Consider the following 24,155-nt stretch of genomic DNA (forward strand, 5'->3'; position numbering starts at 1 on the left):
ACTCGACACCCTCGCCACCAGCGTGAGGCGCCACGAAGAACAGCTCCGGAAACTGACCACCCGAAACAGCTAAATCCTTAACCGGCCAATCCCCGGCATCCCGGCATATTAGCCGGATAATGCTACGACAACGCCGTCATGGAGAACTTCTTTGGTCACCTCAAGGAAGAACTCTTCCACCACGTCCGCTTTCTCCACACCGACGCACTGGCAACGGCACTGAACGAGTACATCCATTGGTACAACAACGAAAGAATCTCCACAAAGCTCAAGGGCCTGAGTCCGGTGCAATACCGGGCCCAGACCCTCGCAGCCTAGAATCCCATTAGCCAGTCCAACTATCGGGGACCAGTTCAAAAGTGAGAGAGCGTCCGCTACGGGCGGAATTCGCCGGGGAATCCCCCAAAAACCGGTGATTTAAGTCAAAAAGTCGCGGAAACACGCGGAATTTGCGGACCTCGCGGGCCCAAGCTGGTAAGTTTTCGAACAGTGGCTTGCACGCATGCCGCGTTCAGGCTCCAGAATCGTGACCGTCCAGGAGGACATCAATGGCTAAGAACCGTAGTGAACTTGTTTCAGAGGTAGCAGGCAAGGCCGGCACCAGCCAGGCAGCCGTCAACTCCGTCCTCGATGCACTGTTCGAGGTTTTCGAGACTTCCGTCGCCGCCGGCGAGAAGATCACCATCCCGGGCTGGCTCGCAGTTGAGCGCACCGATCGTGCAGCTCGCACCGGCCGCAACCCGCAGACGGGCGAGACCATCCAGATCGCCGCCGGCCACAGCGTCAAGCTGACCGCAGGCTCCAAGCTGAAGGCTGCTGTCGCCAAGAAGAAGTAGTCTTCTTCAGCAACATGGGTGGAGCGGTGACCGTGCGCTCACCGCTCCACTGCTTTAACCAATTCGCCGTTCGGCCGATTCGCCGCGTGGGCGCCGGTAGCGGACAATGGATAGGTGCCTTCCGCAGCAAAGTCCCGTCCCGCAGCACCACAGCCCGCCCCTCAGAAGAGCGCCTCGGCCGCGGGTGCCGGAACCCTGGGGATTTCCCGGCCGTGGCAGCTCGCAGGACTCGCAGCACTCTTTGTCGGGCTGGCAGTCGCTCTTCTCTTCTCCGGTGCAGCAGCAGTGCGTGAAGTCTCGGATCCGGGAGCGCTGGTCCGCTGGGGGCTTCCGGTCAGCAAGGCCATCCACAACGTTTCCCTGGCCACAGTCATCGGTGGACTGATTTTCGCCGTCGGCATCCTGCCCAGGACCTCCGGCCCCCGTTCCCGGCATCATGATGGCGAGGCTCCGGAACACCCTGCATTCGCCCGGGCACTGGCCATTGCCGCCGCCGCCGGGGCCGTCTGGACGCTTTCCGCTATCGCCGTGCTGGTCCTCACGTATTCGGACGTGGCAGGGCAGGGGCTGTCCGGGGATGCCGAATTCACACGGGCCCTGGTGTACTTCATGACGGACATCGAGACCGGCCGGGCATGGCTCAGCGTCACCATCATCGCCGCCGTGGTGACGACGGCTCTGTTCGGCGTCAGGTCCCTGGGCGGCCTTGCCCTCACGCTGATCCTGACGCTGGCCGGACTGGTTCCGGCCGCTCTGATCGGCCATTCGTCGAGCTCTTCGGACCACGAGGGTGCCATCAACTCCCTGGGGCTGCACCTCGTGGGAGTCAGCACCTGGGTCGGCGGCATCATCCTGCTTGCCATGCTGTCCGGCATCCTCACGGGCCAGAAGGCGGGAACGGCCGCGGACATCACAGAACCCACGCTGCGGCGCTTCTCAGCCCTGGCTGGTTTCGCGTTCGCCCTGGTTTTCGCCTCCGGAGTGATCAACGCCAGCATCCGGGTCACGAACTGGAATGATCTGTTCGGTTCCCCTTATGGCCAGCTGATCCTGGTGAAGGCTGCGGCCACGCTGTTCCTTGGCGGCATCGGTTTTATGCACCGGCAGTGGGTCATTCCCCAGCTGGGCCGGAAAGGCTCGGCGTTTGCATCGCGAAGGGTCCTCTGGCAGCTGGTGGTTGTGGAACTCCTGGTGATGGGAGCAACCTCTGGCGTCGCCGTCGCACTGAGCCGTTCGGCACCACCCCAGCCCACCACCTTTGCTCCTGACGCCTCGCCGGCTTTTATCCTTACCGGATACGAGCTGCCCCCAGAGCTGACCCCCGGGCGCTGGCTTACGGAATGGCGCCTGGACTGGCTCTGGATCGCAGTGGTCCTGTTCGGTCTGGTGGCCTACATCCTCGGTGTTGCCAAGGTCCGCCGCCGCGGCGACAAATGGCAGTGGTTCCGCTCCGTGAACTGGGTGATCGGGCTGCTGGTGCTGACGTACATCACCTCCGGGCCGCCCGCTGTCTACGGCCGGATCCTCTTCTCGGCGCACATGGTGGACCACATGGCGCTGACCATGGTGGCCCCCATCTTCCTGGTCCTCGGCGCGCCGGTGACACTGGCGCTGCGCGCCCTGCCGGCCAGAAACGACGGTTCACGCGGCGTGCGCGAGTGGCTGCTGGTGTTCATTCACTCCAAGTTCTCACAGCTGGTGACCCACCCCATTTTCGCGGCCGCCAACTTTGCCGGCTCCATCGTGCTGTTCTACTACTCAGAGGCGTTCGGGTTTGCGATGCGCGAACACGTGGGCCACGAGCTGATGATCGTGCACTTCGCCCTGACGGGATACATCTTCATCCTGAGCATGATCGGGACCGATCCGCTGCCCCGCCGTGCGCCATACCCCATGAGGCTGCTTCTCCTGCTGGCCACCATGGGGTTCCACGCGTTCTTCGGTGTGGCCATCATGGGCGGAACAAACCTCCTCGCGGCGGACTACTTCGGCAACCTCGGCCGCGCCTGGGGACCCTCCGCGCTCCTGGACCAGCAAATGGGCGGCGCAGTGGCCTGGGGCATCGGTGAAGTACCCACACTCCTGGTGGCAATCGGCGTCGCCATCATGTGGTCCCGCTCCGATGCGCGCGAGACCAAGCGGGTGGACCGCGCGGCGGACAGGAATAACGACGCCGATCTGACTGCTTACAACGATATGTTTGCCAAATTGGCTGAACGCGATGCCAAGCTGGCTGAACGCAATTCAAAGCTGGAAGGACGCTCATGAGCGAAACCGTACGCACGCAACACCGGGTCCGCGCCTCCGAACTGGTGGGCCGCAACTGGCTCAATACCGGCGGCAAATCGCTGGACCTGGAGGCCTTGCGCGGCAAAATCGTTTTGCTCGACTTCTGGACCTTCTGCTGCATCAACTGCCTTCACGTCCTGGACGAACTGCGGCCCCTCGAGGAGAAGTTCTCCGACGTCCTGGTAACCGTCGGCGTCCACTCGCCCAAGTTCGAACACGAGGCCGATCCCGTGGCGCTGGCGGCGGCAGTGGAGCGCTACGAAATCCACCACCCCGTCCTGGACGATCCCGAGCTGGACACCTGGAAGGCCTACACGGCCCGCGCATGGCCCACCCTGGTGGTCATCGACCCCGAGGGCTACATCGTTGCCCACCTCTCCGGCGAAGGCCACGCTGACGGCCTGGCCGTGCTCATCCCCGAACTGATCGCCGAGCACGAGGCCAAGGGCACGCTGCACCGCGGCTCCGGCCCCTACGTCGCCCCGGAAGCAACCTCCGGCACGCTGCGGTTCCCCGGTAAGGCTTTGTTCCTGCCGGCCGGACGCGGCACCGGCGCCAACGGGGCTTCAGACGGCGGAACCCCCGACGGCGCCACTTCCGTTAACGCCGCCCCCCACGGCTCGTGGCTGGTCACCGACACCGGCCACCACCGCCTCGTGGAACTGGGCACCGACTTCCACACCGTGCTGGAGACGTTCGGCTCGGGCACCAAGGGCCATGCCGACGGCCCCGCCGCCACCGTAGACTCCCTCAAGCCCACCGCACAGTTCAACGAACCGCAGGGCCTGGTGCTGCTCCCGGAAGACGTGGCAGCAAAGACGGGGTACGACGTCGTCATCGCCGACTCGGTTAACCACCGCCTCCGCGGACTGTCCCTGTCGGACGGGACAGCCACCACCCTCGTGGGAAGCGGCGTGCAGCGCCTGCTCGAAACCGGGCCGGCGCGCGTGGACGAAGACGCGGCAGGGTTCACGGGGAAACTCACCGAGCACCCGCTGGAGGTTTCCCTCAGCTCGCCGTGGGACGTTGTCTGGTCCACCAGGCTCAACGCCGTCGTCATCGCCATGGCGGGCACCCACCAGATCTTCAGCTTCGACCCACTCACCGGTGCCGTGGCGATCGTGGCCGGCAACGGCCTGGAAGGCCTGCAGGACGGCCCCGCCCACGAGGCATGGTTCGCCCAGCCTTCCGGCCTCGCCGAGGACGCCGACGGCAACATCTGGGTGGCCGACTCGGAGACCTCTGCGCTCCGCAAGCTGGTCATCGACGACGCCGGGACCGTCACCGTGGAGTCCGCCGTGGGGAAGGGCCTGTTCGACTTCGGCTTCCGTGACGGCGCAGCCTCCGACGCCCGCCTGCAGCATCCGCTGGGCGTCACCGTGCTGCCCGACGGATCCGTCGCCATTGCCGACACCTACAACGGCGCCGTCCGCCGCTACGATCCGGCCACCAAGACTGTGTCCACGCTCGCGCGGGGACTGGCTGAGCCGTCGGACGTCATTGTGGACCACACCCAGGCGGCCGGCGCCGAGCCGCTGCTGATTGTGGTGGAGGCCAACAAGCACCAGCTCGTGTACGTGCCGATCCCCAAGGAAGCGCAGCAGGTGGACGAGGGCGCGGCCCAGACGCACCGGCCCAAGAGCCCGATTGCCCCCGGCCTGCTCGAACTGACGGTCCGCTTCACTGCACCTACGGGCCAGAAGCTGGACGACCGCTGGGGCGATCCCACCCAGCTGAAGATCTCCTCCACACCGCATGAGCTTCTCGTGGCCGGCGGAGGAACCTCCGTTGGGCTGCTCCGCACGCTGGAACTCGCATCGGACGTCCCGGAGGGCGTTCTGCACATCACCGCCCGGGCCGCCGCCTGCGACGGCCCGGAGACAGAGGACGGCGAGATCCCGGACCACGCCGCCTGCCACCTCTACCAGCAGGACTGGGGCATTCCCGTTCTCATGACCAACGACGGCGACACGGAGCTGGTGCTGGACCTGCGCGGAATGGACTGACCACCGGCGCCGTTCGTTGGGCTGAAAGGCTGTTTCCCGTGACCTCATTGTCACGGGAGGCAGCCTTTGCGCGCCGCGGCAGGCCGCTGAAGGCCTAGTAGGTCAGGAGCGGGGTGACCTTGATGGTGTCGCCGGCGACGTCCAGCCGGGTGGTGAAGCTGAAGTCCACCTCTTCGTCCAGCGGGAACCAGGCGCCGGTGAAGGAGCTCTGCTGGACCGCTTCCACGTGGGCCTTCCCGTCCAGCGGAGCCACCACCCAGCGCCCGTCGAACGGCTCGATGGAGATCTCCGGATACTTCGTAATACGCCACTTGATGGTGCCATCGTCCACATTGTTGGTGCTGGCGAAGTAGAAGGGGCAGTCCGGCTGCAGCTTTTGCTGTTTGACCGCCTCGGCGGCGCAGGCGTCCAGGAATTCGTTCACCTTCGCCCCGACGTCCTTCCGCAGTTCGTCCGTGGCCGCAGTCAGCAGGTTCAACGGAGCAGCCGGGACATCCCGGGAGGTAACCGTTGCCCGGGTGGCCGGCGCTGCGAAGTACTGACCGTTCAGTGATGCCTCGTATTCGCCAGGATAAAAGACCGCAAACGTATTCCGGCCGCCGGGCATATTCACCGGAACACCGTTGAGGGTGGCCTCGCTGGCGTTGACAACGGTGGCGTTGACCGTGGGCAGCTGCGACGGCACGAACGCCCAGGTGCTGAAAAACAGCCATTCGGTGCCGGTCTTCTCCAAGAGGAACTCGCTGCGGAGCCGGCTGCCGTCGATGGTGTACTGGACCGGCACCATCACCTGGTTCTCCGCCCGTTCCTCCGGGCTGCCGATGGTCACGTTCGCCAACCGGGAGGCGGCCGTCTGCAGGGCGGTTCCGTCCAGCATGGCTGCGTTACTGGGCGGCACGGTGGCCCGCAGGAGGCCCAGCGCCCTTCCGCCGTCACCGTCGTGCAGCGCGTCCAGATATTCCCGGACCGGCTGCTGCGGACTTGCCACAGTATTGTTCACCACGTTGATGCCAAGGATGGCGGCAGCCACAGCAAGCATGAGGCCAAGCAGCCACCCGGCCGCTATCCTCACCAACGCTTGACTCATCTGCATTTCCCTTACGTTACCTGCAAGCCCGCTGAACACCGGTGTGGCCGCCGTCCCGCTGGGCGGCGTGTGGCGGTCTTACCGGCGGCTTTCCTGACGGCCGACGGCGGGCGTCCAGGCCATGGGGCATCGTGCGGTTTTGCCTAGCGGCGGCGCCGGGACGAGGTGCCGAACACGCCGCGGAGCAGTTCCCGGCCAAGCTGGGTGCCCATGGACCGGACCATGCTTTTGAGGCCCCCGCCCAAGGCCCCGCCCAGGGCTCCGGCAAGATCGCCCATCATTCCGCCACCTGCCGGGGCTGCCGGTTCGGGCGCGCGCCGTCGGGGTGCACGTTCCGAAGCCGCATCCGGGCCGGCGCCGCGGTCCGGTGCGGAGGCAGGGCGGCTGCTGGGACGGCCCAGGATCTCCTCTTCGATCCGGCGGGCCTCGGCATCGACGTCGGCCTGCCCGCCGCCAGCGCTGCCCGGGACCGGGGGCCCACCGGGAGCGGCATCGCCGGTGGGCGCTGCGCCCTTGCCGGTGAGCTTCTCGTAGGCAGAGACGTTGTCCACCGCCGTCCCGTACTTGGCCAGCAGCGCCGATCCTGCCACCGTGCTTTTGACCAGATCGTCGGTGCTGGGGCCCATGACGGACTCCGGGGCGCGCAGCCGGGTGAGCGCCACCGGCGTGGGCGCGCCCTTCTCGTTCATGACGGTGATGACTGCCTCGCCGATCCCGGCGGAGGTCAGGGTTTCTTCAAGGTCGTAGTCACTGACCGGGAACGTGGACACGGTGGCCTTCAGGGCCTTGGCGTCCTCCGGGGTGAAGGCGCGCAGGGCGTGCTGGATGCGGTTGGCCAGCTGGCCCAGGACGTCCGCGGGAACATCCTTGGGGGTCTGCGTCACGAAGAAGATCCCCACGCCCTTGGAGCGGATCAGCCGGACTGTGGTGGTGATGGCGTCCAGGAAGGCCTTGGAGGCGCCGTTGAACAGCAGGTGCGCCTCGTCCAGGAAGAACACGAGCTTGGGCTTGTCCAGGTCACCGGCCTCGGGCAGGTCCTCGAAGAGGTCCGCCAGCAGCCACATGAGGAAGGTGGAGAACAGCATCGGTTTGGTCTGCAGTGTGGGAAGTTCCAGGCACGTGACCACGCCGCGTCCGTCCGGAGCGGTACGCAGCAGTTCGGCGGTATCGAACTCAGGCTCGCCAAAGAACTTCTCCAGGCCCTGCGCCTCGAGGTTCACCAGTTCGCGCAGGATGACGCCGGCGGTTGCCTTGGAGAGGCCGCCCAGTTCCTCAAGCTCGTCCTTGCCTTCGTCCGAGGTGAGGAACTGGATAACGGCGCGGAGGTCCTTGAGGTCAACGAGTTCGAGGTTCTGTTTGTCTGCGAAGTGGAAGATCAGCTGGAGGCTGGATTCCTGGGTGTCGTTGAGCTCCATGACGCGCGAGAGCAGGATGGGGCCGAAGGAGGTGATGGTGGCCCGGACCGGGATGCCGTTGCCGTCGCCGCCGAGGGCAAGGAATTCCACCGGGAACGTCTTGCCGGCCCATGCCTGGCCGATGCTGTCAGTACGTGCGGTGAGTTTCTCGCTGCCCGTGGCCGCCGTGGCCAGGCCGGAGAGGTCGCCCTTGATGTCCGCCAGGAAGACCGGAACGCCGGCTGTGGACAGCTGCTCCGCCATCATGTGCAGCGTGACGGTCTTGCCGGTTCCTGTGGCGCCGGCTACGAGGCCGTGCCGGTTCATCATGGCAAGCGGCAGCCGGACCTGGGCTTCCTTGTGGAGTTCGCCGTCCACAATGGCGGCACCCAGCTCGATGGTGGCACCTTCCAGGGTGTACCCCTTCTGGATGGTGGCGAGTTTCTCTGCAGTGGATTTGTTGGCCATGCGGCTAGCTTAGCCGGGGTGCCGGGAGATCCTTGGTGAAGGCGAGCGACTTGACGGCTTCCGGATCCTCGTTGAGGTCGAACTGCGGCTCGTAAGCGGATGTGAGGTACAGGTGCTTCGCTTCGGGCTGCCGGGGGCCGGTGGTCAGATAGACGCGGGTGTACCCGCGCCTCGCCGCCAGGGCTTCGAGTTCGGCCAGCACCAGCCGGGCCAGCCCCCGACGGCGGTGCGCGGAGTGCGTCCAGATCCGCTTGAATTCCGCCGTCCCCGGGCCGTGGAACCGGAATGCGCCGCCGGCGACGGAGGCCCCGTTCTCCTGGACCACCAGCAGCGCTCCGCCGGGTCCCTCGAATTCCGACGCCGGGTACCGGTTCAGCTCGTCCGCGGCGGCGCCGCGGCCAAAAAGGTCTCCGTAGCGGGAGTCGTATTCCACGGCGAGCCCGTCCAGGAGCGGGCGCACACGCGGATCGTGCATGGGCAGGTTCAGCACCGTGAGCGCCGCAGGATCGAGGGCCGCCGGCTGGCGCGGTGCAGCCCCGGGAGCCGCCACTGGGCTGCCCTGCGCCGGGGGAGTGCTGGTCTTTACGTTCATGCTTCAGGTCCTTCCGGCGGCGACTGGTTCGGCGGGCGCGTCCTGCCCGGCAGATGGTGCCGACGCCAGGCCCGCGGCGACAGCCAGTACCGTTCTGGCCAGGGCGTCGTTTTCGCGGAACGGGGCGGCATTGGTGCCTGGCCGGGCAAAGGCGCCCGCTCCCCAGCCTGACGTTCCCGGACCAACACCGAAAAGCCGGCCGGCGGTCCGTCCCTGCTGGTCCCGGAGCTCGTGCCGGTCCGAGACCAGCAGCTTTCCGGTGGAGTGGATGCCGTCGGCGGTGAGGAGCTGCTGCTCGCTGGCCATCCCGGAGTGGTGCAGGGATGCCAGCAGCGGGTTCAGCGAGCGGGCCACCGACGTGGCCGGCAGGCGCGCCTCGATGAACGCCGTCGCCCTGATGCTGAAGCCAGCCTGCGGTGAGCCTGCCACAAACTCACCGGTGGACTCATCCGCAGTAACGGCAAGGCCCGGCCCCAGGAAGCTCAGCAGCCCGGCCCGTTGCAGGGCCAGCACTTCCCGCAGCCTGCGGGGCGGCGGCCCGGAGTCCACGAAACTGAAGAAGCCGTGCCACCAGCCATGCACGGCCTGCTGGGAACGGGCATTAAGGCGGTCGGCCGGGATCATCCGGCCCAGCTCCATGTAGACCTTCAGCAGGGCCAGGAACAGCGCCATGGTTTCGGGGTGGTCCGGACCGTCGCGAAGCGCGAGATCGTGCTCGATGTAGCCCGCAACCGCTGCCTGGACCTCGGCGGCGCCGGCGAACTGCCGCCCGGCGAACGGGCGGTCCAGCCGCTCCAAATCAAGGTGCAGGGCGTGATCGGGCACGGTCTCCGCCACCAGTTCCTTCCTGGCGCTGCTGTACCAGTCGAGCTCCTCGAAGCGGGCGGCAAACTCCAACCAGCCCGCATTCACCCGCTCCGGGCTGCCGGTAAACAGTTCGCGGTAGTAGCCGTAGCCGGCTTCCTTGGCGATGAGCGGCCAGAGATGGTCGTGGAAATCCAGCTCAGGATGGCGTTCCAGCAGCGGGTCCAGGGCACCGGCAGTGAAGAACCGCAGTGCGCCGGGCGCCTCACCGCGAAGGGTCGCGGAGATCTTGGCGTGGTAGGGCACCCCGCGCCGCGAACCGGCCCAAAGCCGGGGCTCGCGTCCGGACGCACGGTACCGCAGGCCGCCGTCGGGCATTTCCTCGAACCGGCCGCCGCGCCCCTCCATCAGCAGCACCAGCAGGTCCACAAACGCGAGGCCCATCCCGGCGACGATCACGTCCTGGCCCGGGGCAATGGCTGAATAGTCGACGTCGGTGGTGTAGCTGGGCGGCGCGTGGAAACCGCCGTGCCGGGCAGCGAAATCGGCCCACGTCGCCGACACGGCATCCGGCCGGGAGTCGGTGTGGCCGAGCGCGGTGACCACGACGTCGGCGCGCAGGGTCCCGCCGTTGGCCAGACGCACGAGGTGGGGGCCGACGTCGGACGCAGTGTTGGAAGGCTCAAGTGCGACAGCAGTGGTGCGGTGCACCGTCACATTTCCCCCGAGGGCAGCAGCCGTGCGGCGGAAGAACCACTCCAGGTACTGGCTGTTCAGCTGGCGGGTGGGGAACGTTTCCCCGGTGAGGGACTGCAGTTGGCGGCGGAGGGACAGCGGAAAGTCAGGAACGTCAGTGATGGAGCCGTCCAGGACCCCGGCAGCCCACTCGGCGAGGCCGGGACCGTTCACGGCCGGGCCTTCGCATTCCACGGAGGAATCGGTGAACATGGTGACGTCCGCGGCCGCTGAGTTGAGCATCAGCCCGGGGTGCTGGTCGTAGCGCCAGATCCGCCCGGAGCCCGGTTCGTACGGTTCCACCACGTGGATGTCCAGCGGACCCGCGAACAGCCCGGGGCGGCTGGCGGCCATCCGCTCGAGTACTCCGGCGGTGCGCGGTCCGCCGCCGACAAAGACGACCGATGGTGCGCTCGCTGGCATGGGTACTCCTGATCGGGACGGTGTGCTGGCCTTGGGTTGAGTGCCCATGCTAGGCAGCCTGTCCGACGGCGGTCGAGGGGCCGGTAATGCCCCTTAACTCCGCGTCGCCGGGCGTTACAGGACGTCAAAAACCGACTCATGACCCCGTGCGAAGCCCGGTGAAGTAATGCAACTCGCCGCCTTGCTGCCCCTTTCCGCGCAGCCCTAGATTTGCAGCCAACACCCGGACCAACAGGCTCCGGCGACCAGGGCGCGGATACATGCCGCGACGCACAAGCCAGTGAAGAAGCGAGGTGGCGCATGAGTTCAGCAGTAACCAAAGTGGCCCGGCCGGCAGAGTCGGCAACAGCAGGGCCGGCCACCGGACCTGAGTCAGCCGACCCGGCAGCCCGTGTGGAGGGGAATGCCCGGGCGGGGACGGCCGGGGCAGGAACGTCCGGCCCGTCCGGACCTGGACCCCGGCAGCCGGCCACCGACTACTCCGGCTTCCCGCTGGTGGGCGCCAAGCACCCGTGGCGCTGGGTGGGAACGGCACTGGTGGCCCTGGGAGTATTCGGCATCGCCTGGTCGCTCGCCACCAACCCGAGATGGGAGTGGGGCGTGGTGGCCCAGTGGTTCACCGCGCAGTCCGTGGTCAACGGGCTCCTGGAAACGCTGAAACTGACCGCCATTTCCGGGCTGCTCGGGTTTGTCCTGGGCTTCATCCTGGCGCTGATGCGGTTGTCCGCCTCGCCGCTGCTGGTCTCGGTGTCATGGACCTTCTCGTGGATCTTCCGCTCCACCCCGCTGCTGGTCCAGATGCTTCTTTGGTACAACCTGGGCTACCTCTACGAGAAGATCAGCCTGGGCATTCCCTTCACGGACGTCCGATTCTTCGAAGTCCAGACCACCACACTGATCAGCCAGTTTGCGGCAGCAGTGCTCGGCCTGACACTGAACCAGGCGGCCTACTCGGCCGAGATCATCCGCGGCGGCATCCTCTCCGTGGACCAGGGGCAGCTTGAGGCGGCCGCCGCGCTGGGCATCCCGGCTTGGCGGCGGTCCACCCGGATTGTCCTCCCGCAGGCCATGCGCGCCATCCTGCCCACGGCCTTCAACGAGATCATCGGCCTGGTCAAGGGCACCTCGATTGTGTACGTCCTGGCCTATTCGGAGCTGTTCTACACCGTCCAGGTCATCTACAACCGCACCCAGCAGGTACTCCCGCTGCTCCTGGTGGCCACGCTCTGGTACGTGGTGATCACCTCGGTGCTGAGCGTCTTCCAGTACTACATCGAACGGCACTACTCCAAGGGCGCTGTGCGCAGCCTCCCGCTGACACCGCTGCAGAAGGCCCGGAAATTCTTCGCCACGCACGCCGTGGCACCCAACCGTGCAAGGAGCCCGCGATGAGCACCGCCACCCACAGCCTCCCGGAAACTGCCCCTGCCCCGGAAACCACCCGTGGCCTGGTGGAAATCACGAAGGTCCGCAAATCGTTCGGCACCACCGAAGTCCTCAAAGGCATCACGCTGACCGTCGAGCCCGGGGGAGTGGCCGTCATCGTGGGTCCCTCCGGCTCGGGAAAATCCACCCTGCTGCGCACCATCAACCACCTGGAAAAGGTCGACGGCGGCCATATCGCCATCGACGGGACGCTGGTGGGCTACGAAGTCCGGGGCCGGCGCCTGCACGAGCTGCGCGAGAAGGACATCCTGAAGCAGCGCACCGAAATCGGCATGGTCTTCCAGAACTTCAACCTGTTTCCGCACCTGACCGCGCTGGAGAACGTCACCGAGGCGCCCGTCGTCGCGCAGGGGCGTTCCAAGGAGGAAGCCCGCCGCCGCGGGCTCGAACTTCTGGACCGGGTGGGGCTGAAGGACCGTGCCGGTGCCTACCCCCGCCAGCTCTCCGGCGGCCAGCAGCAGCGTGTGGCGATTGCCCGTGCGCTGGCCCTGGACCCGAAGATCCTGCTGTTCGACGAGCCCACGTCGGCCCTGGACCCGGAGCTGGTGAACGAAGTGCTGGACGTCATCCGCGAACTCGCGAAATCCGGCACCACCCTGATCATCGTCACGCACGAGATGGGGTTCGCCCGCGACGTGGCGGACACCGTGGTGTTCGTGGACGAGGGCCAGATCGTGGAACAGGGCAGTCCCCAGGAAATCTTCACCAACCCCCAGGAACCACGCACCCGGAGCTTCTTCTCCAAAGTGCTCGAACCTGCCTTCAACATCTAAAGGAACTCCCCATGGCATCTTTCGCAAGCTTCCACTTCAGCGCAGGCCGCGTGCGCTCCCTGGCCGCGCTGCCCGCCGTCGTACTTCTTGGAACGGCAGCACTGTCCGCGTGCGCGGACCCGGGAGCTTCAGCGGCCGGCAGTGCAGTCACGACGGCGGCACGCAATGGCGTGGTGTACAACACCGCCCCGGACCAGCAGCGCATCCGGGCCGGGAAAGACGCGGCGCTGGCCGCCAAGGTTCCGGAGCTGATCGGCAAGGACGGCAAGCTGACCGTGGCCACCACGGCAGGGTCCATTCCGCTGTCCTTCCACGCCACCGACGATAAGACGCCGATCGGTGTGGAGCTGGACCTCGCCCAGCTCGTGGCGGACAAACTGGGGCTGGAACTGGACATCCAGATCACCTCCTGGGAGAACTGGCCGCTGAAGACCCAGTCCGGCGATTTCGAAGCGGTGTTCTCCAACGTGGGCGTCAACAAGGACCGCGTGAAGCTGTTCGACTTCGCCACGTACCGGGCGGCCTACATGGGCTTCGAGGCCAGGAAATCCGCCACCTACGACATCAAGGGCGCGGACGACATCTCCGGCCTGAAGGTGTCCGTGGGCTCCGGCACCAACCAGGAGAAGATCCTGCTCGCCTGGAACAAGGAACTCGAAGGAAAGGGCAAGGCTCCGGCCGTCCTGCAGTACTACTCCACCGACGCCGACACCATCCTGGCACTCTCCTCCGGCCGGACCGACCTCAACATCGCCCCCTACCCGTCCACCGTGTACCGCGAAAACACCCGCGATGACCTGAAAGTGGTGGGCAAGGTGAACGCGGGCTGGCCTTCGGAGACACTCGTGGCGGCCACAACCCTCCGGGGCAACGGGCTGGCTCCGGTGCTCACTGAGGCGCTGAATTCTGCCATCAAGGACGGTTCCTACGCGGAAGTCCTGGAGCGCTGGGGACTTTCGGAGGAGGCGCTGCCCGAATCCAAGACCGTCACCGAGGAATCGTTCGCGGCGGCCCAGGCCGCGGCCACCCCGGCTCCATCAGGGAAGGCATCATGAACGCCCTACGTACTGAGACAACATTCGAAATTTTAGACCCCTTCACCGCAGCCTGGCAGGAGTGGCACGCAGCCCACGAACGCCACCGGGCCGATCCGCACGGCTTCCTCGCCGTCACCCACCTGCACTGGCTGGGCGCCGGCCCCACCCGGCTGGAAGGTGCCCCGGGCACCTGGAGTGTGGAGAACGACGTCGTCCGTTTGGTTCTGGAGCCAGGCGAGACCCTGGAACGGGACGGCGAGGAGCTAAACGGCGCGGCAGGCGCGTCGCTCACCTTTGGTCCCATTGCCGAACGCGGCGCCATCAACCTGCGCTCCGGCCAGACGGTCATCGAGCTGGCCAGGCGCGGAGGCGAATACATCGTGCGGCCGCGGCACCCGGAGAATGCCCTGCTGACCGAATATCCGGGGACGCCGGCGTACGAACCGGACGCAGGCTATGCCGTGACCGGTACGTTCGTGCCGTTCGACAAGCCGCGCCGCACCACGGTGGGAGCTGCTGTCGAAGGCATCCAGCACGTCTACGAGGCGCCGGGAGAGATCCGGTTCAGCCTTGGCGGCGAGGACCTCACCCTCACCGCGTTCAACGGCCACGCCCCGGGCACCCTGTCCGTCCTGTTCACCGACGCCACGTCCGGCAAGACCACCTATGCCGCGAACCGGTCCCTGACAGTCGAAGCGCCGGCCCCGGACGGGTCAGTCGCGCTGGACTTCAACCGTGCGGTGAACCTGCCCTGCGCCTACACCGACCTGGCCACGTGCCCGCTGCCGCCCGCCGAAAACCGGCTCACGGTGGCCATCGAAGCCGGGGAAAAGATTCCCTACGAACGTCAGGACCAGCAGTGAGCACAACAGAAGTGAATGCCAACCAAGCGGCGCGTGCCGGATTCCTGGCGATCGAACTCGATGGCGCAGGGTGGGACGGCGGGGAGTTTGCGAGCCTTGGAGAAGCCGTCCTTGCTGCTGAGAGCGCGGGATTCCATGTGGCCACGTTCACGGATGGGCCCGTTCCGGGCCGGGTCAACGCGCTGCAGCGCGCCGCCTACGCCGGACCGGTCACCCGCACCATCGCACTGGTCCCCGAAGTGGACACCGTCTACACCGAGCCGTTCCACGTCTCCACCCAGCTGGCGAGCCTGGACTATGTCTCCGGTGGCCGCGCCGGGTGGATCGCCACTGCCGCGGAATCGCCCGAGGCCGCTGCCGCCGTCGGGCGTGATGATGTCAGCGGCGCCGCCCGGGGACAGGAAGCGGCCGCCTCCATCGAGGTGTCCCGCCGGCTGTGGGACTCCTGGGAGGACGACGCCGTGATCCGCGACGTTCCCACCGGCCGGTACATCGACGTGGACAAGCTGCACTATGCGGACTTCGATACCCCGGCGGGCTTTGCCGGGCCGGCGTATTCCGTGAAGGGCCCCTCCATCATTCCCAGGCCACTGCAGGGGCAGCTGCCCGTCCTGGCGGCCGCGTCCCTGGTGGGCAGTGGACAGGTTCGGGCGGATGCCGTGGACGCCGTCCTCGTCTCCGCGCCGACGCCTGAGCTTCTCGCCGCCGAAATGCGCGATGTCCGGGAACGGCTGGGCGGCGCCGTGGCGGTCATCGCCGAGCTCGACGTCGTCCTGGACTCCCGCGGCCTGCCCGCGGCTGAGCGGGCCGGGGGCTTGGCAGGCGGCGCCGACGGCGCCGACGGCGGCCGCGCGCGGTACGCCGGCACGGCAGCCGGCCTCGCGGACCTCCTCGCGGAGCTGCTGAGCGAGGCCGACGGCGTCCGTCTCCACCCGGCGTCGCTCTTCGTTGACCTGGAGGAGCTGAGCAGCCTCGTGCTGCCGGAGCTTCGTCGCCGGGGAGTCTTGCGGGCGCCGGTGCAGGACGGCACCTTCCGCGACCTGCTGGGCCTGGCGCGCCCGGCCAGCCGCTACGCAGACGCAGGCTCAGCGCAGACTCAGACGCGGCCAGTGCGGCCGGAAACCAAGGGGAGACCATGACACAGCACAGCCGTGCTAAATCCGATTCTTTTGTACCGTCGGGCAAGATCCAGTTCGGCGTCTTTTTCCAGGGCGTCAACTCCGGCACCATCTGGAAGGCGGCCGAATCCGGCTCCCAGACCGACTTCGAGTCGTTCCGCCGGATCGCCCAGACCGCAGAGCGCGGCCTGTTCGCGGCGTTTTTCCTGGGTGAGGGACTCCGCCTGCGTGAACACCTGGCCCGCCCGCACGCCCTGGACGTGGTGGGCCGGCCGGACGCCCAGACCATGCTCGCCGCCCTGGCGTCGGTGACCAAAAACATCGGCCTGGTGGCCACCCAGAACACCACGTACAACGATCCTGCTGACCTGGCGCACCGGCTCGCCTCACTGGACCTGATTTCGGGCGGCCGCGCAGCGTGGAACATCGTGACTACGGACAACGCCTGGACCGGGGCAAACTTCCGACGCGGGGGATACCTGGACCACGCAGACCGCTACAAGCACGCCGAAGCGTTCGTTGAAACTGCCAAGCGGATCTGGGATTCGTGGGAAACCCCTGAGGGGCCGGCGCGCCGCGTGCTCCATGAAGGGCAGCACTACACCGTGGACGTGACGCCGCGGCTGCCGCGCAGTGCCCAGTACCGCCCCGTGCTCTTCCAGGCCGGCGACTCACCCGAGGGCCGGAACTTCGCTGCCCGCCAGGCGGACGTCATCTTCTCCGCACATCCCAAGTTCGATGACGCCCTGGAGTTCCGCAAGGACCTGGTGGCGCGATCGCTCGCTGCAGGCCGTGGCGCAAACGCCCTGCAGATCATGCCGGCCAGCGAGTTCATCCTGGCGCCCACCGCCGGGGAAGCGGCCCAGAAGAAGGAATGGGTGCGCAGCCTGCAGATCGGCCCGCAACAGGCTGTGGCGTACCTGGAGCAGTTCTGGGGCCGGGAGCTGTCCGCATACGATCCCGACGGCCCCCTGCCGGACATCGACCCCGTGGTGGAGGAAACCTCCGAGACCCGCGGCAGCGGTTTCCATGGTGCGAAGGCCCGCCAGTTGGCGGACCAGTGGCGGGCGGAGGCCAAGGACAAGGGCCTGTCCATCCGCCAGTTCGTCACCTCGAAGACCGCGCGCATCGACGCGACCTTCACCGGTTCGTACACGGCCGTGGCGGACCAGCTGGCAGAGTACGCCCGGGTGGGCGCCGTGGACGGTTTCAACATCTCACCGTGGCTGGTCCCCACCGGCCTGGACGACATCGTGAACCACCTGGTGCCCGAACTGCAGGAACGCGGCGTCTACCCCACGGAGTATGCGGGCGGCACGCTGCGGGAAAACCTCGGGCTGGAGACGCCGGCGCGTACTGCCGACGAGACCGCCGAGGCGGTCCACGCCTCATGAGCGCGGACCGCCTCGGCGGGTGGCTGCGGTGCCGGTTCAGGACCGTGCGCCGCAGCTTTGCCGGGGTGCTCGACGGCGGCACTTCGGACAGTGCCGCCGTCGAACCTTCCGTGGGGAGCATCATGCTCAGCCTGACGGTGTGGGAACAGCGGCTCTAGGAAACTGTGGCGTCCACGGTGTGGGCACCAGCCGGCGTTTCGGCGTGCGCCAAGCCTGACGACGGATGCGCAGAGACGGCCGCCGCGTGCTCGGCCAGCACGCCCGTCTGATGGCGGATCTTCAGCCGGTACAGGAGAGCCCCGCCGCCGGTCACCGCCGCCACGAAGATCACCCCGCCCCACTGCAGGTACCACTCGAACGGCGGCACCGAGTTGTAGATCTCCGCCCGCGGCCAGACCAGGTTCAGCGTCATGGCGCCGCCCCAGAGGACCGCGAGGATGTTCACGGGAAGTCCCCACTTGCCCATGCAAAAGCCGGGCTCGGAGCCGTCTGCCGCGAGGGGCCACTTCTTCAGGAGCCGGTTGCGCAGCAGGGGAACCGTGACCAGGAGGTAGGACAGGTAAATCAGCACGATGCTGATGCTGGACATGATCGTGAAAATCGCCGGCTGCATGACGTTGACCAGCAGCGGGATGACGGCCAGCACGCCGATCACGATGGCCGCAACGGCGGGGGTCCGGCGGACCGGGTCCACTTTGCTGAGCTGCCGGCTGAACGGGAGGTTGTTGTCCCGGGCCATGGCGAACATCATGCGGATGGCGGCGGCGTGGACGGCGAGGGTGCAGACCACCACGGCCACCACGATGCACGCAAGGAAGGCCTTGCCGAAAGGGCCGCCCAGGACGGAGAGCACAATGTACTGCAGGCCGCCGTCGGCTTCTCCCACCTTCGGGTCGCTGAGGTCCGGTGCGGCCAGGATGCCAAAGAGCAGGATCAGGCCGCCCAGCACGAACGAGGCCGTGATGGCGCGCAGGATGGCCTTGGGTGCCGTCCGTTTGGGGTCCTTGGTTTCCTCGCCGAGGGAGCTGGCGGTGTCAAAGCCGTACATCACATAACCGGACGCCATGGCACCGATCAGGAAGACACCGAAGAAGCCGAGATCGTGGCTTTCCCCGAAACCGGCGGTGTCAAAGAAGACCTCAGGCCCCCGCACAGCATGCCAGCCCAGTGCCAGGATCAGCAGCACGGCCGCGGTCAGCTCCACAAAAACGCCGATGCTGTTGATCCTGGTCATCAGCTTCACACCGAACGCGTTGATCAGGGTGGAGATGGTGATCATAATGGTGGCCAGCACCACGCCGTTCATGGCGAAGTCGTAGGGGCCGGTGCCGTCACCGACAAACTGGAAACCGGACCACAGCTGCGGAAGGGTGAGCTGCAGGGCCAATGCCACCGACCCGAGCGCCACGATGGAGGACAGCATCAGCAGCCAGCCGGCAAGCCAGGAGGAGGTCCCGGACGAGAGCCGCTTGGCCCAGTTGTACACCGAGCCGGCCACGGGGTACCGGCCCGCCAGTTCGGCAAAGCACAGCGCCACCATCAGCTGGCCTGCGAAGACGAGGGGCCAGGACCATGCGTAGGCAGGGCCGGCCATGGAAAAACCGAAGTAGAACAGTTGAAAAACACCGGTGAGGATGGAGATATAGCTGACGCCCGCCGCGAAGCTGGCAAATTTGCCGATGCTCCGGTCCAGGGTCTGCGTGTAACCAAACTCGTCCATACCGCTTGAATCAATACTCTTGCTGGGTTCCGCCATGTGGACTCCTAATTCAGAAAAGCACGATAGTGATGACCGGCCGGCCGTGGTGCATGGAACGTTGATGCCCTGCCGCCGGGGGACCTTGCCGTTCAGGCGAGGGACGCAGTGAGCTCCATTTCTTCCGTGGCCATGGTTTCGCTGGACCGGTCGGCACGGATAAGGTCCGCGCAGCGCTCGCCGATCATCATGACGGTGATGTTGGGGTTGACGGTGATGTGTTCGGGCATGACTGAGGCGTCGGCGACGCGCAGTCCGGTGACGCCCTTGACCCGCAAGCCGGCATCCAAAGGCGACATCCCGTCGCCGGCCGGGCCCATCCGGACCGTGCCCACGGGGTGGTACACGGTGTTGTGCGTCTTGCGGATGTAGTCCCGCAGTTCCTCATCCGTCTGCGCCTCGATGCCCGGCGATAGTTCACGTCCGGCCCACTCAGCCATGGCCGGCTGGGCTGCGATTTCGCGGGCCTTGCGGATGCCGGCCACCATTACCCGCATGTCGTGGCCCTCAGGATCGGTGAAGTAGCGCGGATCCACCATGGGCTTGTCGCGGAAGTCGCGGCTGCGCAGCCGGACGGTGCCGCGGGAGCGGGCGTGCGTGACGTTCGGGGTGAGGCTGAAGCCGTTTTCCGTGGTGGGGTAGCCGTGGCGCAGGGTGTTCATGTCGAACGGGACGGAGCCGTAGTGCATCATCAGGTCCGGACGGTCCAGGCCGTCCTCGGTGGGGGTGAAGATGCCGATCTCCCACCACTGGGTGGACGTCTGCACCATGGGCTGCCTGGCCTCGAACTGGACCACGCCTTCGGGGTGGTCCTGCAGGTTTTCGCCCACGCCGGGGGAATCCACCAGGACCTCAATCCCATGCTGCTTAAGGTGCGCTGCCGGGCCGATGCCGGAAAGCATCAGCAGTTTGGGCGAGTCGATGGCACCCGTGGAGAGGATGACTTCATGGTGCGCGGAGAGCCGGTGGGTCCGGCCGAAGGCCGAGTCCACCACGTCGACGCCGGTGCACCGCTTGCCGGCGTCGAACACCAGCTGGCGGGCGCGGAGGCCGGTCAGCAGGGTGAAGTTTTGGCGCTCGATGATGGGGTGGATGTAGGAAACGGAGCTGGAGGACCGGGTGCCGTCCGAGCGGCGGTTGATCTGGAAGAAGTTGGCGCCGTTGATCACGGTTTTTCCGGTGTTGAACTTTGCGCGCGGAATACCTGCCTGCTCGCAGGCGTCCAAAAGTGCGACGCCGGCAGGATCCACCGGGGGCACGTTCATCAGGTGCACGGGGCCGGAATCGCCGTGGTGCGGCGCGTCCGGGCCGGCGTCCTCGTTGGTCTCGAGCCGTTTGTAGAGCGGCCAGGCGGCGTCGGCGTTCCAGCCGGTGGCGCCGTACTTGGATTCCCACTCGTCCAGGTCTTCGCGCGGAGCCCAGAACGCGATGCAGGAGTTGTGGCTGGAGCAGCCGCCCATGACTTTGGCGCGGGCATGGCGCATGAAGGAGTTGCCGTTCTCCTGCGGTTCCACCGGGTAGTCCCAGTCGTAGCCGGATTCCAGCAGCTCCATCCAGCGGTCAAGCTGCAGGATCTCGGGGATGTTGCGGTCATCCGGGCCGGCTTCCACCAGGGCCACGGTCACGTCCGGGTCCTCGCTCAGCCGCGCGGCCACTGCCGCCCCGGCGGATCCGCCGCCGATGACGATGTAGTCGAACGCGCGCTCGCCGAGGTCCTCGATGTTATCGAAGTGCATCTAGTTCTCCTTGCTGTGGTCAGCGAACCAGCCGGTCACCTGAGGACTGGTGTTCTGGTAGATGTGCTTGGCTTCCTGGTATTCGGCCAAACCGGTGGGGCCAAGTTCGCGGCCGACGCCGGACTGGCCGAAGCCGCCCCACTCGGCCTGGGGCAGGTAGGGGTGGTAGTCGTTGATCCAGACGGTGCCGTGCCGCAGCCGGGATGCCACGCGCTGCGCCTTGCCGGCGTCCTGGGTCCAGACCGCGCCGGCCAGCCCGTAGATGGTGTCATTGGCAGTGGCTACGGCCTCGTCCTCGGTGCGGAAGGTTTCCACGGTGACCACGGGGCCGAACGCCTCGTCGGTGACCACGGACATTCCCCTCTCGACGCGGTCCAGGACGGTCGGCTGGTAGTAGAAGCCGCCGTCGTACTTTTCACCAACAGGCACCGCACCGCCGCACCGCAGCCGCGCACCCTCGTCGATGCCGCGCTCGACGTAGGCGTGGACTTTGTCCCGGTGGGCCGCCGAGATGAGCGGCCCTGTTTCTGCGGCATCGTCGAACGGGCCGCCCAGCCGGATTTCCTGTGCGCGGCGGACCAGCTCGTCCACGAAGCGTTCGGCGATCGATTCCTCCACCACCAGCCGCGCCCCGGCGGAGCAGACCTGCCCTGAGTGGACGAAGGCACCGTTGAGGGCATTGTCCACGGCAGCGCCGAAGTCTGCGTCGGCGAACACCACGTTGGGGTTCTTGCCGCCAAGTTCCAGCGCCACCTTCTTCACCGTTCCGGCTGCGGCCGCGGCGATGCGCTTGCCGGTTTCCAGGCCGCCGGTGAAGGAGACGAGGTCGACGGCGGGATGTTCCGAGAGCGGTGCGCCCGCCTCCGCGCCGGGTCCGGTGACGAGGTTGGCGACTCCGTCCGGCAGTCCGAGGTCCTGTAGCAGCTGCATGGCCAGGATGGCGGTGGACGGGGTCAGTTCAGAGGGCTTGAGGACAAAGGTGCAGCCGGCGGCCAGGGCGGGTGCGATCTTCCATGCCGCTTGGAGCAGGGGGTAGTTCCACGGGGTGATCAGGCCGCAGACGCCCACGGGTTCGTAGACTATTTTGCTGACGACGGCGGGGTTCCCGGCGTCGACGATGCGGCCCGCCTGCTGCCCGGCGATCCTGCCGAAGTACTCGAAACAGGCGGCAATGTCGTCCATGTCGATGCGGCTTTCGGCAATCCGCTTTCCGGTGTCGAGTGATTCGGCGCGGGCGAACTTTTCCCGGCGCTCGCGCAGTTCGGCGGCGACCCTGAGCAGGAAGGCGCCGCGCTCGGGTGCCGGGACGTTCGACCAGATACCGGAGTCGAAAGCTGCGCGGGCTGCGGCGATGGCGCGTTCGGCATCCTCCCGGCCGGCTTCGGACACGGTGGCGGCCAGTTCGCCGTCGGCCGGGTTGTGGATGTGGCGCACCGCGCCTGACGCTGCCGGCTCCCATGAGCCGTTGATGAACAGGGTGGATGCTGTCACGTGCTGGGATGGTGTGGCGTAAGTCATACCGAGGACAGTAATGGACTTTGAACGAGTGTTCAATAGTAGATTGAACACTCGTTCAATATTACTGTCGGTGCTTGCGCCGGTGGACGGCGTGACGCTTTAGCGCTCCTGGACTGCGCGCTCTACGTTGCCGTTGGCTTAGTCCTTTGCTTCGTCCCCTGGCGGGGCGAAGGCGATTCTTTCGGTGCGGGCGATGCTTCGCTCGATGGACTCCTTGTCCACACCCAGCAGCGAGGTCAGCCACATGCCGTTCTGTATCACCACGATGTCCGAGGCCCGTGCCCGGCATTCCTCCCATGCCATCGCGGGCTGGGCATCGGAGACCAGCGTCGCAAGCCCGTCGATGTAGCGGTCAAAGGCGGCAGCGTTGATCTGCGCGTAGTCCTCGTCGGCCTGGGCGAGCGCCCACAGGTGCAGGCGCAGGGACAGATACCTCGTGGTGAGCAGTTCAGCGCCCGCAACGCGCCGGAGGGCTTTGCGAAGCTGTTCGTCCGGGGCCGAGGCGGGGTCCTGTGCCACGAGCAGGAGGTCGTGTTCGTCCACGCTGCGCAGGGCCGCGCGGATCAGGCTTGTCTTGTCGTCGTAGTAGTAGTTCACCAGGCCCAGCGCGACGCCGGCCTCCCGGGCCACGGCCCGCATGCTCACCCCTGAAATACCGTGGCGGGACAGCAAATCGAGTGCGGCTTCAAGAATGCGCGACTGCCTGTCGACCTGTTCGCCCTTGTTCACGGTTTTTGTCCCCATCTGGCCAGACTATTGCCAAACCCGGGGGCAGCGCACTTTCCACAGAGGAATCCCCCGCCGGGCTGATGCCCGGCGGGGGACCCATTCGTCGGAAGGCTTCCCTACTTCTTGGGGAGGCCTGCCGGGTTCAGTTCGGACTTCGGGATGGCTTCTGAAGAAAGCCCCCAGCGGTCCAGGATCCTGGCGTAGCTGCCGTCCTGGATGAGGTGGTTCAGGGCAGCCTGCGCGGCCACAGCCAGGCCGTTTCCCTTCTTGGTGGTGAACGCGATTTCGGCCTTCAGCGGCCAGCCGCCGTTAAGCGTGCCCACCTCCTTGGTCTTGCCATCCTTGGCAGCCTTGTAAGCGGCGCCTGCGTTGGGCCCGAAGGTCAGGTCGGCACGGCCCGACTGGAGGGCGAGCTGGGAGGCTGAGTCGTCGTCGTAATACTGGAACTCCACCGGGGCCAGGCCCTTGGCCTTGTTCTCCTCGTCCCACCTCACCAGGATCGCTTCCTGGTTGGTTCCCGATCCCACGATGACGCGTTTGCCGGCGACGTCCTTGGCCTCCTTGATCTCGCCGATGGTGGAGTCGGTTTTGGCGTAGAAGCCCAGCAGGTCGTTGCGGTAGGTGGCGAAGTCGAACTTTTCCTTGCGGGCTTCCGTGACGGTGACATTGGACAGGACGGCCTCGTACTTGGCGGATTCAATGCCCAGCGGCCAGTCGGCCCACGCCACCGGAAGCACTTCAACCGCCAGCCCCAGTGACTCGCCTACGGCATAGGCGATGTCCACCTCGCTCCCGATGAGGGTCTTGTTGTCCGTGGCGAACAGGCTCAGCGGAGGAGTGCCGCCGGTGGAGACCACGGTCAGTTTGCCGTCCGCTTTGATGGCATCCGGGACCAGTGCCGCGGCCGCGGCGTCCACAGTCACCTTGACGCGGTCCTGCTCGGGACTCAGGTTGAAGCCTGTGGCGGCCGAGCTGGCGGAAGCGCCCGACGACGGTGCTGACGCCGCCGTCGCGCCCGGGTCCGAGCAGGCGGCAAGGGCCAGCAATGAGGTCACCGCCAGTGCTGCCCCGAGTGCCGGTTTGGTCTTGAATGCGGCCATGGTTTCCCCTTGAAAGTTCGTCAGTGATACACCGGATTTGTGCTTGTGGCA

The 24,155-nt window shown here is 66.6% G+C and carries 19 protein-coding genes and 1 pseudogene; 11 read left to right on the top strand and 9 right to left on the bottom strand.

Features of this window, described 5'->3' with window-relative positions; translation table 11 throughout:
- Window positions 1-120: 120 nt before the first annotated feature.
- The 4 genes and pseudogenes from ACS5PJ_RS03720 to ACS5PJ_RS03735 form a co-directional block, all read left to right on the top strand.
- Window positions 121-318 (top strand): annotated as a pseudogene (locus ACS5PJ_RS03720) (IS3 family transposase); the annotation flags it as partial.
- Between the two features lie 230 nt (window positions 319-548).
- Window positions 549-836, top strand: coding sequence for an HU family DNA-binding protein (locus ACS5PJ_RS03725; RefSeq protein WP_056341443.1), 288 nt, complete (start codon window positions 549-551; stop codon window positions 834-836).
- Between the two features lie 114 nt (window positions 837-950).
- The gene (locus tag ACS5PJ_RS03730) at window positions 951-3,104 is read left to right on the top strand and encodes a bifunctional copper resistance protein CopD/cytochrome c oxidase assembly protein (RefSeq protein ID WP_439433574.1); all 2,154 of its coding nucleotides are present in this window, start codon (window positions 951-953) and stop codon (window positions 3,102-3,104) included.
- Window positions 3,101-5,131 (top strand): NHL domain-containing thioredoxin family protein, encoded by a 2,031-nt coding sequence (locus ACS5PJ_RS03735; RefSeq protein ID WP_439433575.1) that lies wholly within the window; start codon window positions 3,101-3,103, stop codon window positions 5,129-5,131. Before ACS5PJ_RS03730 ends, ACS5PJ_RS03735 begins: the two co-directional genes overlap by 4 nt.
- A 94-nt stretch (window positions 5,132-5,225) precedes the next feature.
- On the opposite strand, the gene ACS5PJ_RS03740 is transcribed toward ACS5PJ_RS03735, so the two are convergent.
- The 4 genes from ACS5PJ_RS03740 to ACS5PJ_RS03755 form a co-directional block, all read right to left on the bottom strand.
- Window positions 5,226-6,218, bottom strand: coding sequence for a hypothetical protein (locus ACS5PJ_RS03740; RefSeq protein ID WP_439433576.1), 993 nt, complete (start codon window positions 6,216-6,218; stop codon window positions 5,226-5,228).
- A gap of 143 nt (window positions 6,219-6,361) precedes the next feature.
- Window positions 6,362-8,080: a helicase HerA-like domain-containing protein gene (locus ACS5PJ_RS03745; protein ID WP_439433577.1), complete on the bottom strand. Its 1,719-nt coding sequence runs from the start codon at window positions 8,078-8,080 to the stop codon at window positions 6,362-6,364.
- A 4-nt stretch (window positions 8,081-8,084) separates the two neighbouring features.
- Window positions 8,085-8,555, bottom strand: coding sequence for a GNAT family N-acetyltransferase (locus ACS5PJ_RS03750; RefSeq protein ID WP_439434103.1), 471 nt, complete (start codon window positions 8,553-8,555; stop codon window positions 8,085-8,087).
- Window positions 8,556-8,675: 120 nt separating this feature from the next.
- The gene (locus tag ACS5PJ_RS03755) at window positions 8,676-10,634 is read right to left on the bottom strand and encodes an FAD/NAD(P)-binding protein (protein WP_439433578.1); all 1,959 of its coding nucleotides are present in this window, start codon (window positions 10,632-10,634) and stop codon (window positions 8,676-8,678) included.
- Window positions 10,635-10,934: 300 nt separating this feature from the next.
- Here ACS5PJ_RS03755 and ACS5PJ_RS03760 point away from each other — a divergent pair, with 300 nt between their 5' ends.
- The 7 genes from ACS5PJ_RS03760 to ACS5PJ_RS03790 are packed head-to-tail and all read left to right on the top strand — an operon-like array spanning window position 10,935 to window position 17,423.
- On the top strand, window positions 10,935-12,026 hold the full coding sequence (locus ACS5PJ_RS03760; RefSeq protein ID WP_439433579.1) for an amino acid ABC transporter permease: 1,092 nt from the start codon (window positions 10,935-10,937) through the stop codon (window positions 12,024-12,026).
- On the top strand, window positions 12,023-12,853 hold the full coding sequence (locus tag ACS5PJ_RS03765; RefSeq protein WP_439433580.1) for an amino acid ABC transporter ATP-binding protein: 831 nt from the start codon (window positions 12,023-12,025) through the stop codon (window positions 12,851-12,853). Before ACS5PJ_RS03760 ends, ACS5PJ_RS03765 begins: the two co-directional genes overlap by 4 nt.
- A gap of 11 nt (window positions 12,854-12,864) precedes the next feature.
- On the top strand, window positions 12,865-13,908 hold the full coding sequence (locus ACS5PJ_RS03770; RefSeq protein ID WP_439433581.1) for a transporter substrate-binding domain-containing protein: 1,044 nt from the start codon (window positions 12,865-12,867) through the stop codon (window positions 13,906-13,908).
- Window positions 13,905-14,753 (top strand): DUF1684 domain-containing protein, encoded by an 849-nt coding sequence (locus ACS5PJ_RS03775; RefSeq protein ID WP_439433582.1) that lies wholly within the window; start codon window positions 13,905-13,907, stop codon window positions 14,751-14,753. Before ACS5PJ_RS03770 ends, ACS5PJ_RS03775 begins: the two co-directional genes overlap by 4 nt.
- A complete protein-coding gene (locus ACS5PJ_RS03780; protein ID WP_439433583.1) occupies window positions 14,750-15,892 on the top strand; it encodes an LLM class flavin-dependent oxidoreductase in 1,143 nt (380 codons plus the stop codon). Before ACS5PJ_RS03775 ends, ACS5PJ_RS03780 begins: the two co-directional genes overlap by 4 nt.
- Complete coding sequence (locus ACS5PJ_RS03785; RefSeq protein WP_439433584.1) at window positions 15,889-17,265, top strand: NtaA/DmoA family FMN-dependent monooxygenase; 1,377 nt, start codon at window positions 15,889-15,891, stop codon at window positions 17,263-17,265. The genes ACS5PJ_RS03780 and ACS5PJ_RS03785 overlap by 4 nt, the downstream gene beginning before the upstream one ends.
- Window positions 17,262-17,423, top strand: a complete 162-nt coding sequence (locus ACS5PJ_RS03790) for a hypothetical protein (protein ID WP_439433585.1) — start codon at window positions 17,262-17,264, stop codon at window positions 17,421-17,423. The genes ACS5PJ_RS03785 and ACS5PJ_RS03790 overlap by 4 nt, the downstream gene beginning before the upstream one ends.
- On the opposite strand, the gene ACS5PJ_RS03795 is transcribed toward ACS5PJ_RS03790, so the two are convergent.
- The 5 genes from ACS5PJ_RS03795 to ACS5PJ_RS03815 all read right to left on the bottom strand — a co-directional run bounded on the left by ACS5PJ_RS03795 (window position 17,420) and on the right by ACS5PJ_RS03815 (window position 24,104).
- Window positions 17,420-19,021, bottom strand: coding sequence for an APC family permease (locus tag ACS5PJ_RS03795; protein WP_439433586.1), 1,602 nt, complete (start codon window positions 19,019-19,021; stop codon window positions 17,420-17,422). The genes ACS5PJ_RS03790 and ACS5PJ_RS03795 overlap by 4 nt on opposite strands.
- A 92-nt stretch (window positions 19,022-19,113) precedes the next feature.
- On the bottom strand, window positions 19,114-20,757 hold the full coding sequence (locus ACS5PJ_RS03800) for a GMC family oxidoreductase (RefSeq protein WP_439433587.1): 1,644 nt from the start codon (window positions 20,755-20,757) through the stop codon (window positions 19,114-19,116).
- Entirely contained in the window at window positions 20,758-22,275 is a 1,518-nt protein-coding gene (locus ACS5PJ_RS03805; protein WP_439433588.1) for an aldehyde dehydrogenase family protein, read from the bottom strand.
- 138 nt (window positions 22,276-22,413) lie between these two features.
- Complete coding sequence (locus tag ACS5PJ_RS03810; protein ID WP_439433589.1) at window positions 22,414-23,019, bottom strand: TetR/AcrR family transcriptional regulator; 606 nt, start codon at window positions 23,017-23,019, stop codon at window positions 22,414-22,416.
- A gap of 101 nt (window positions 23,020-23,120) precedes the next feature.
- Window positions 23,121-24,104 carry an ABC transporter substrate-binding protein gene (locus tag ACS5PJ_RS03815; protein ID WP_439433590.1) on the bottom strand — a complete coding sequence of 328 codons (984 nt, stop codon included), beginning with the start codon at window positions 24,102-24,104 and terminating at the stop codon, window positions 23,121-23,123.
- Between the last annotated feature and the right edge of the window lie 51 nt (window positions 24,105-24,155).

This window comes from Pseudarthrobacter cremeus (genome assembly GCF_051857465.1).
Taxonomy (GTDB): Bacteria; Actinomycetota; Actinomycetes; order Actinomycetales; family Micrococcaceae; genus Arthrobacter.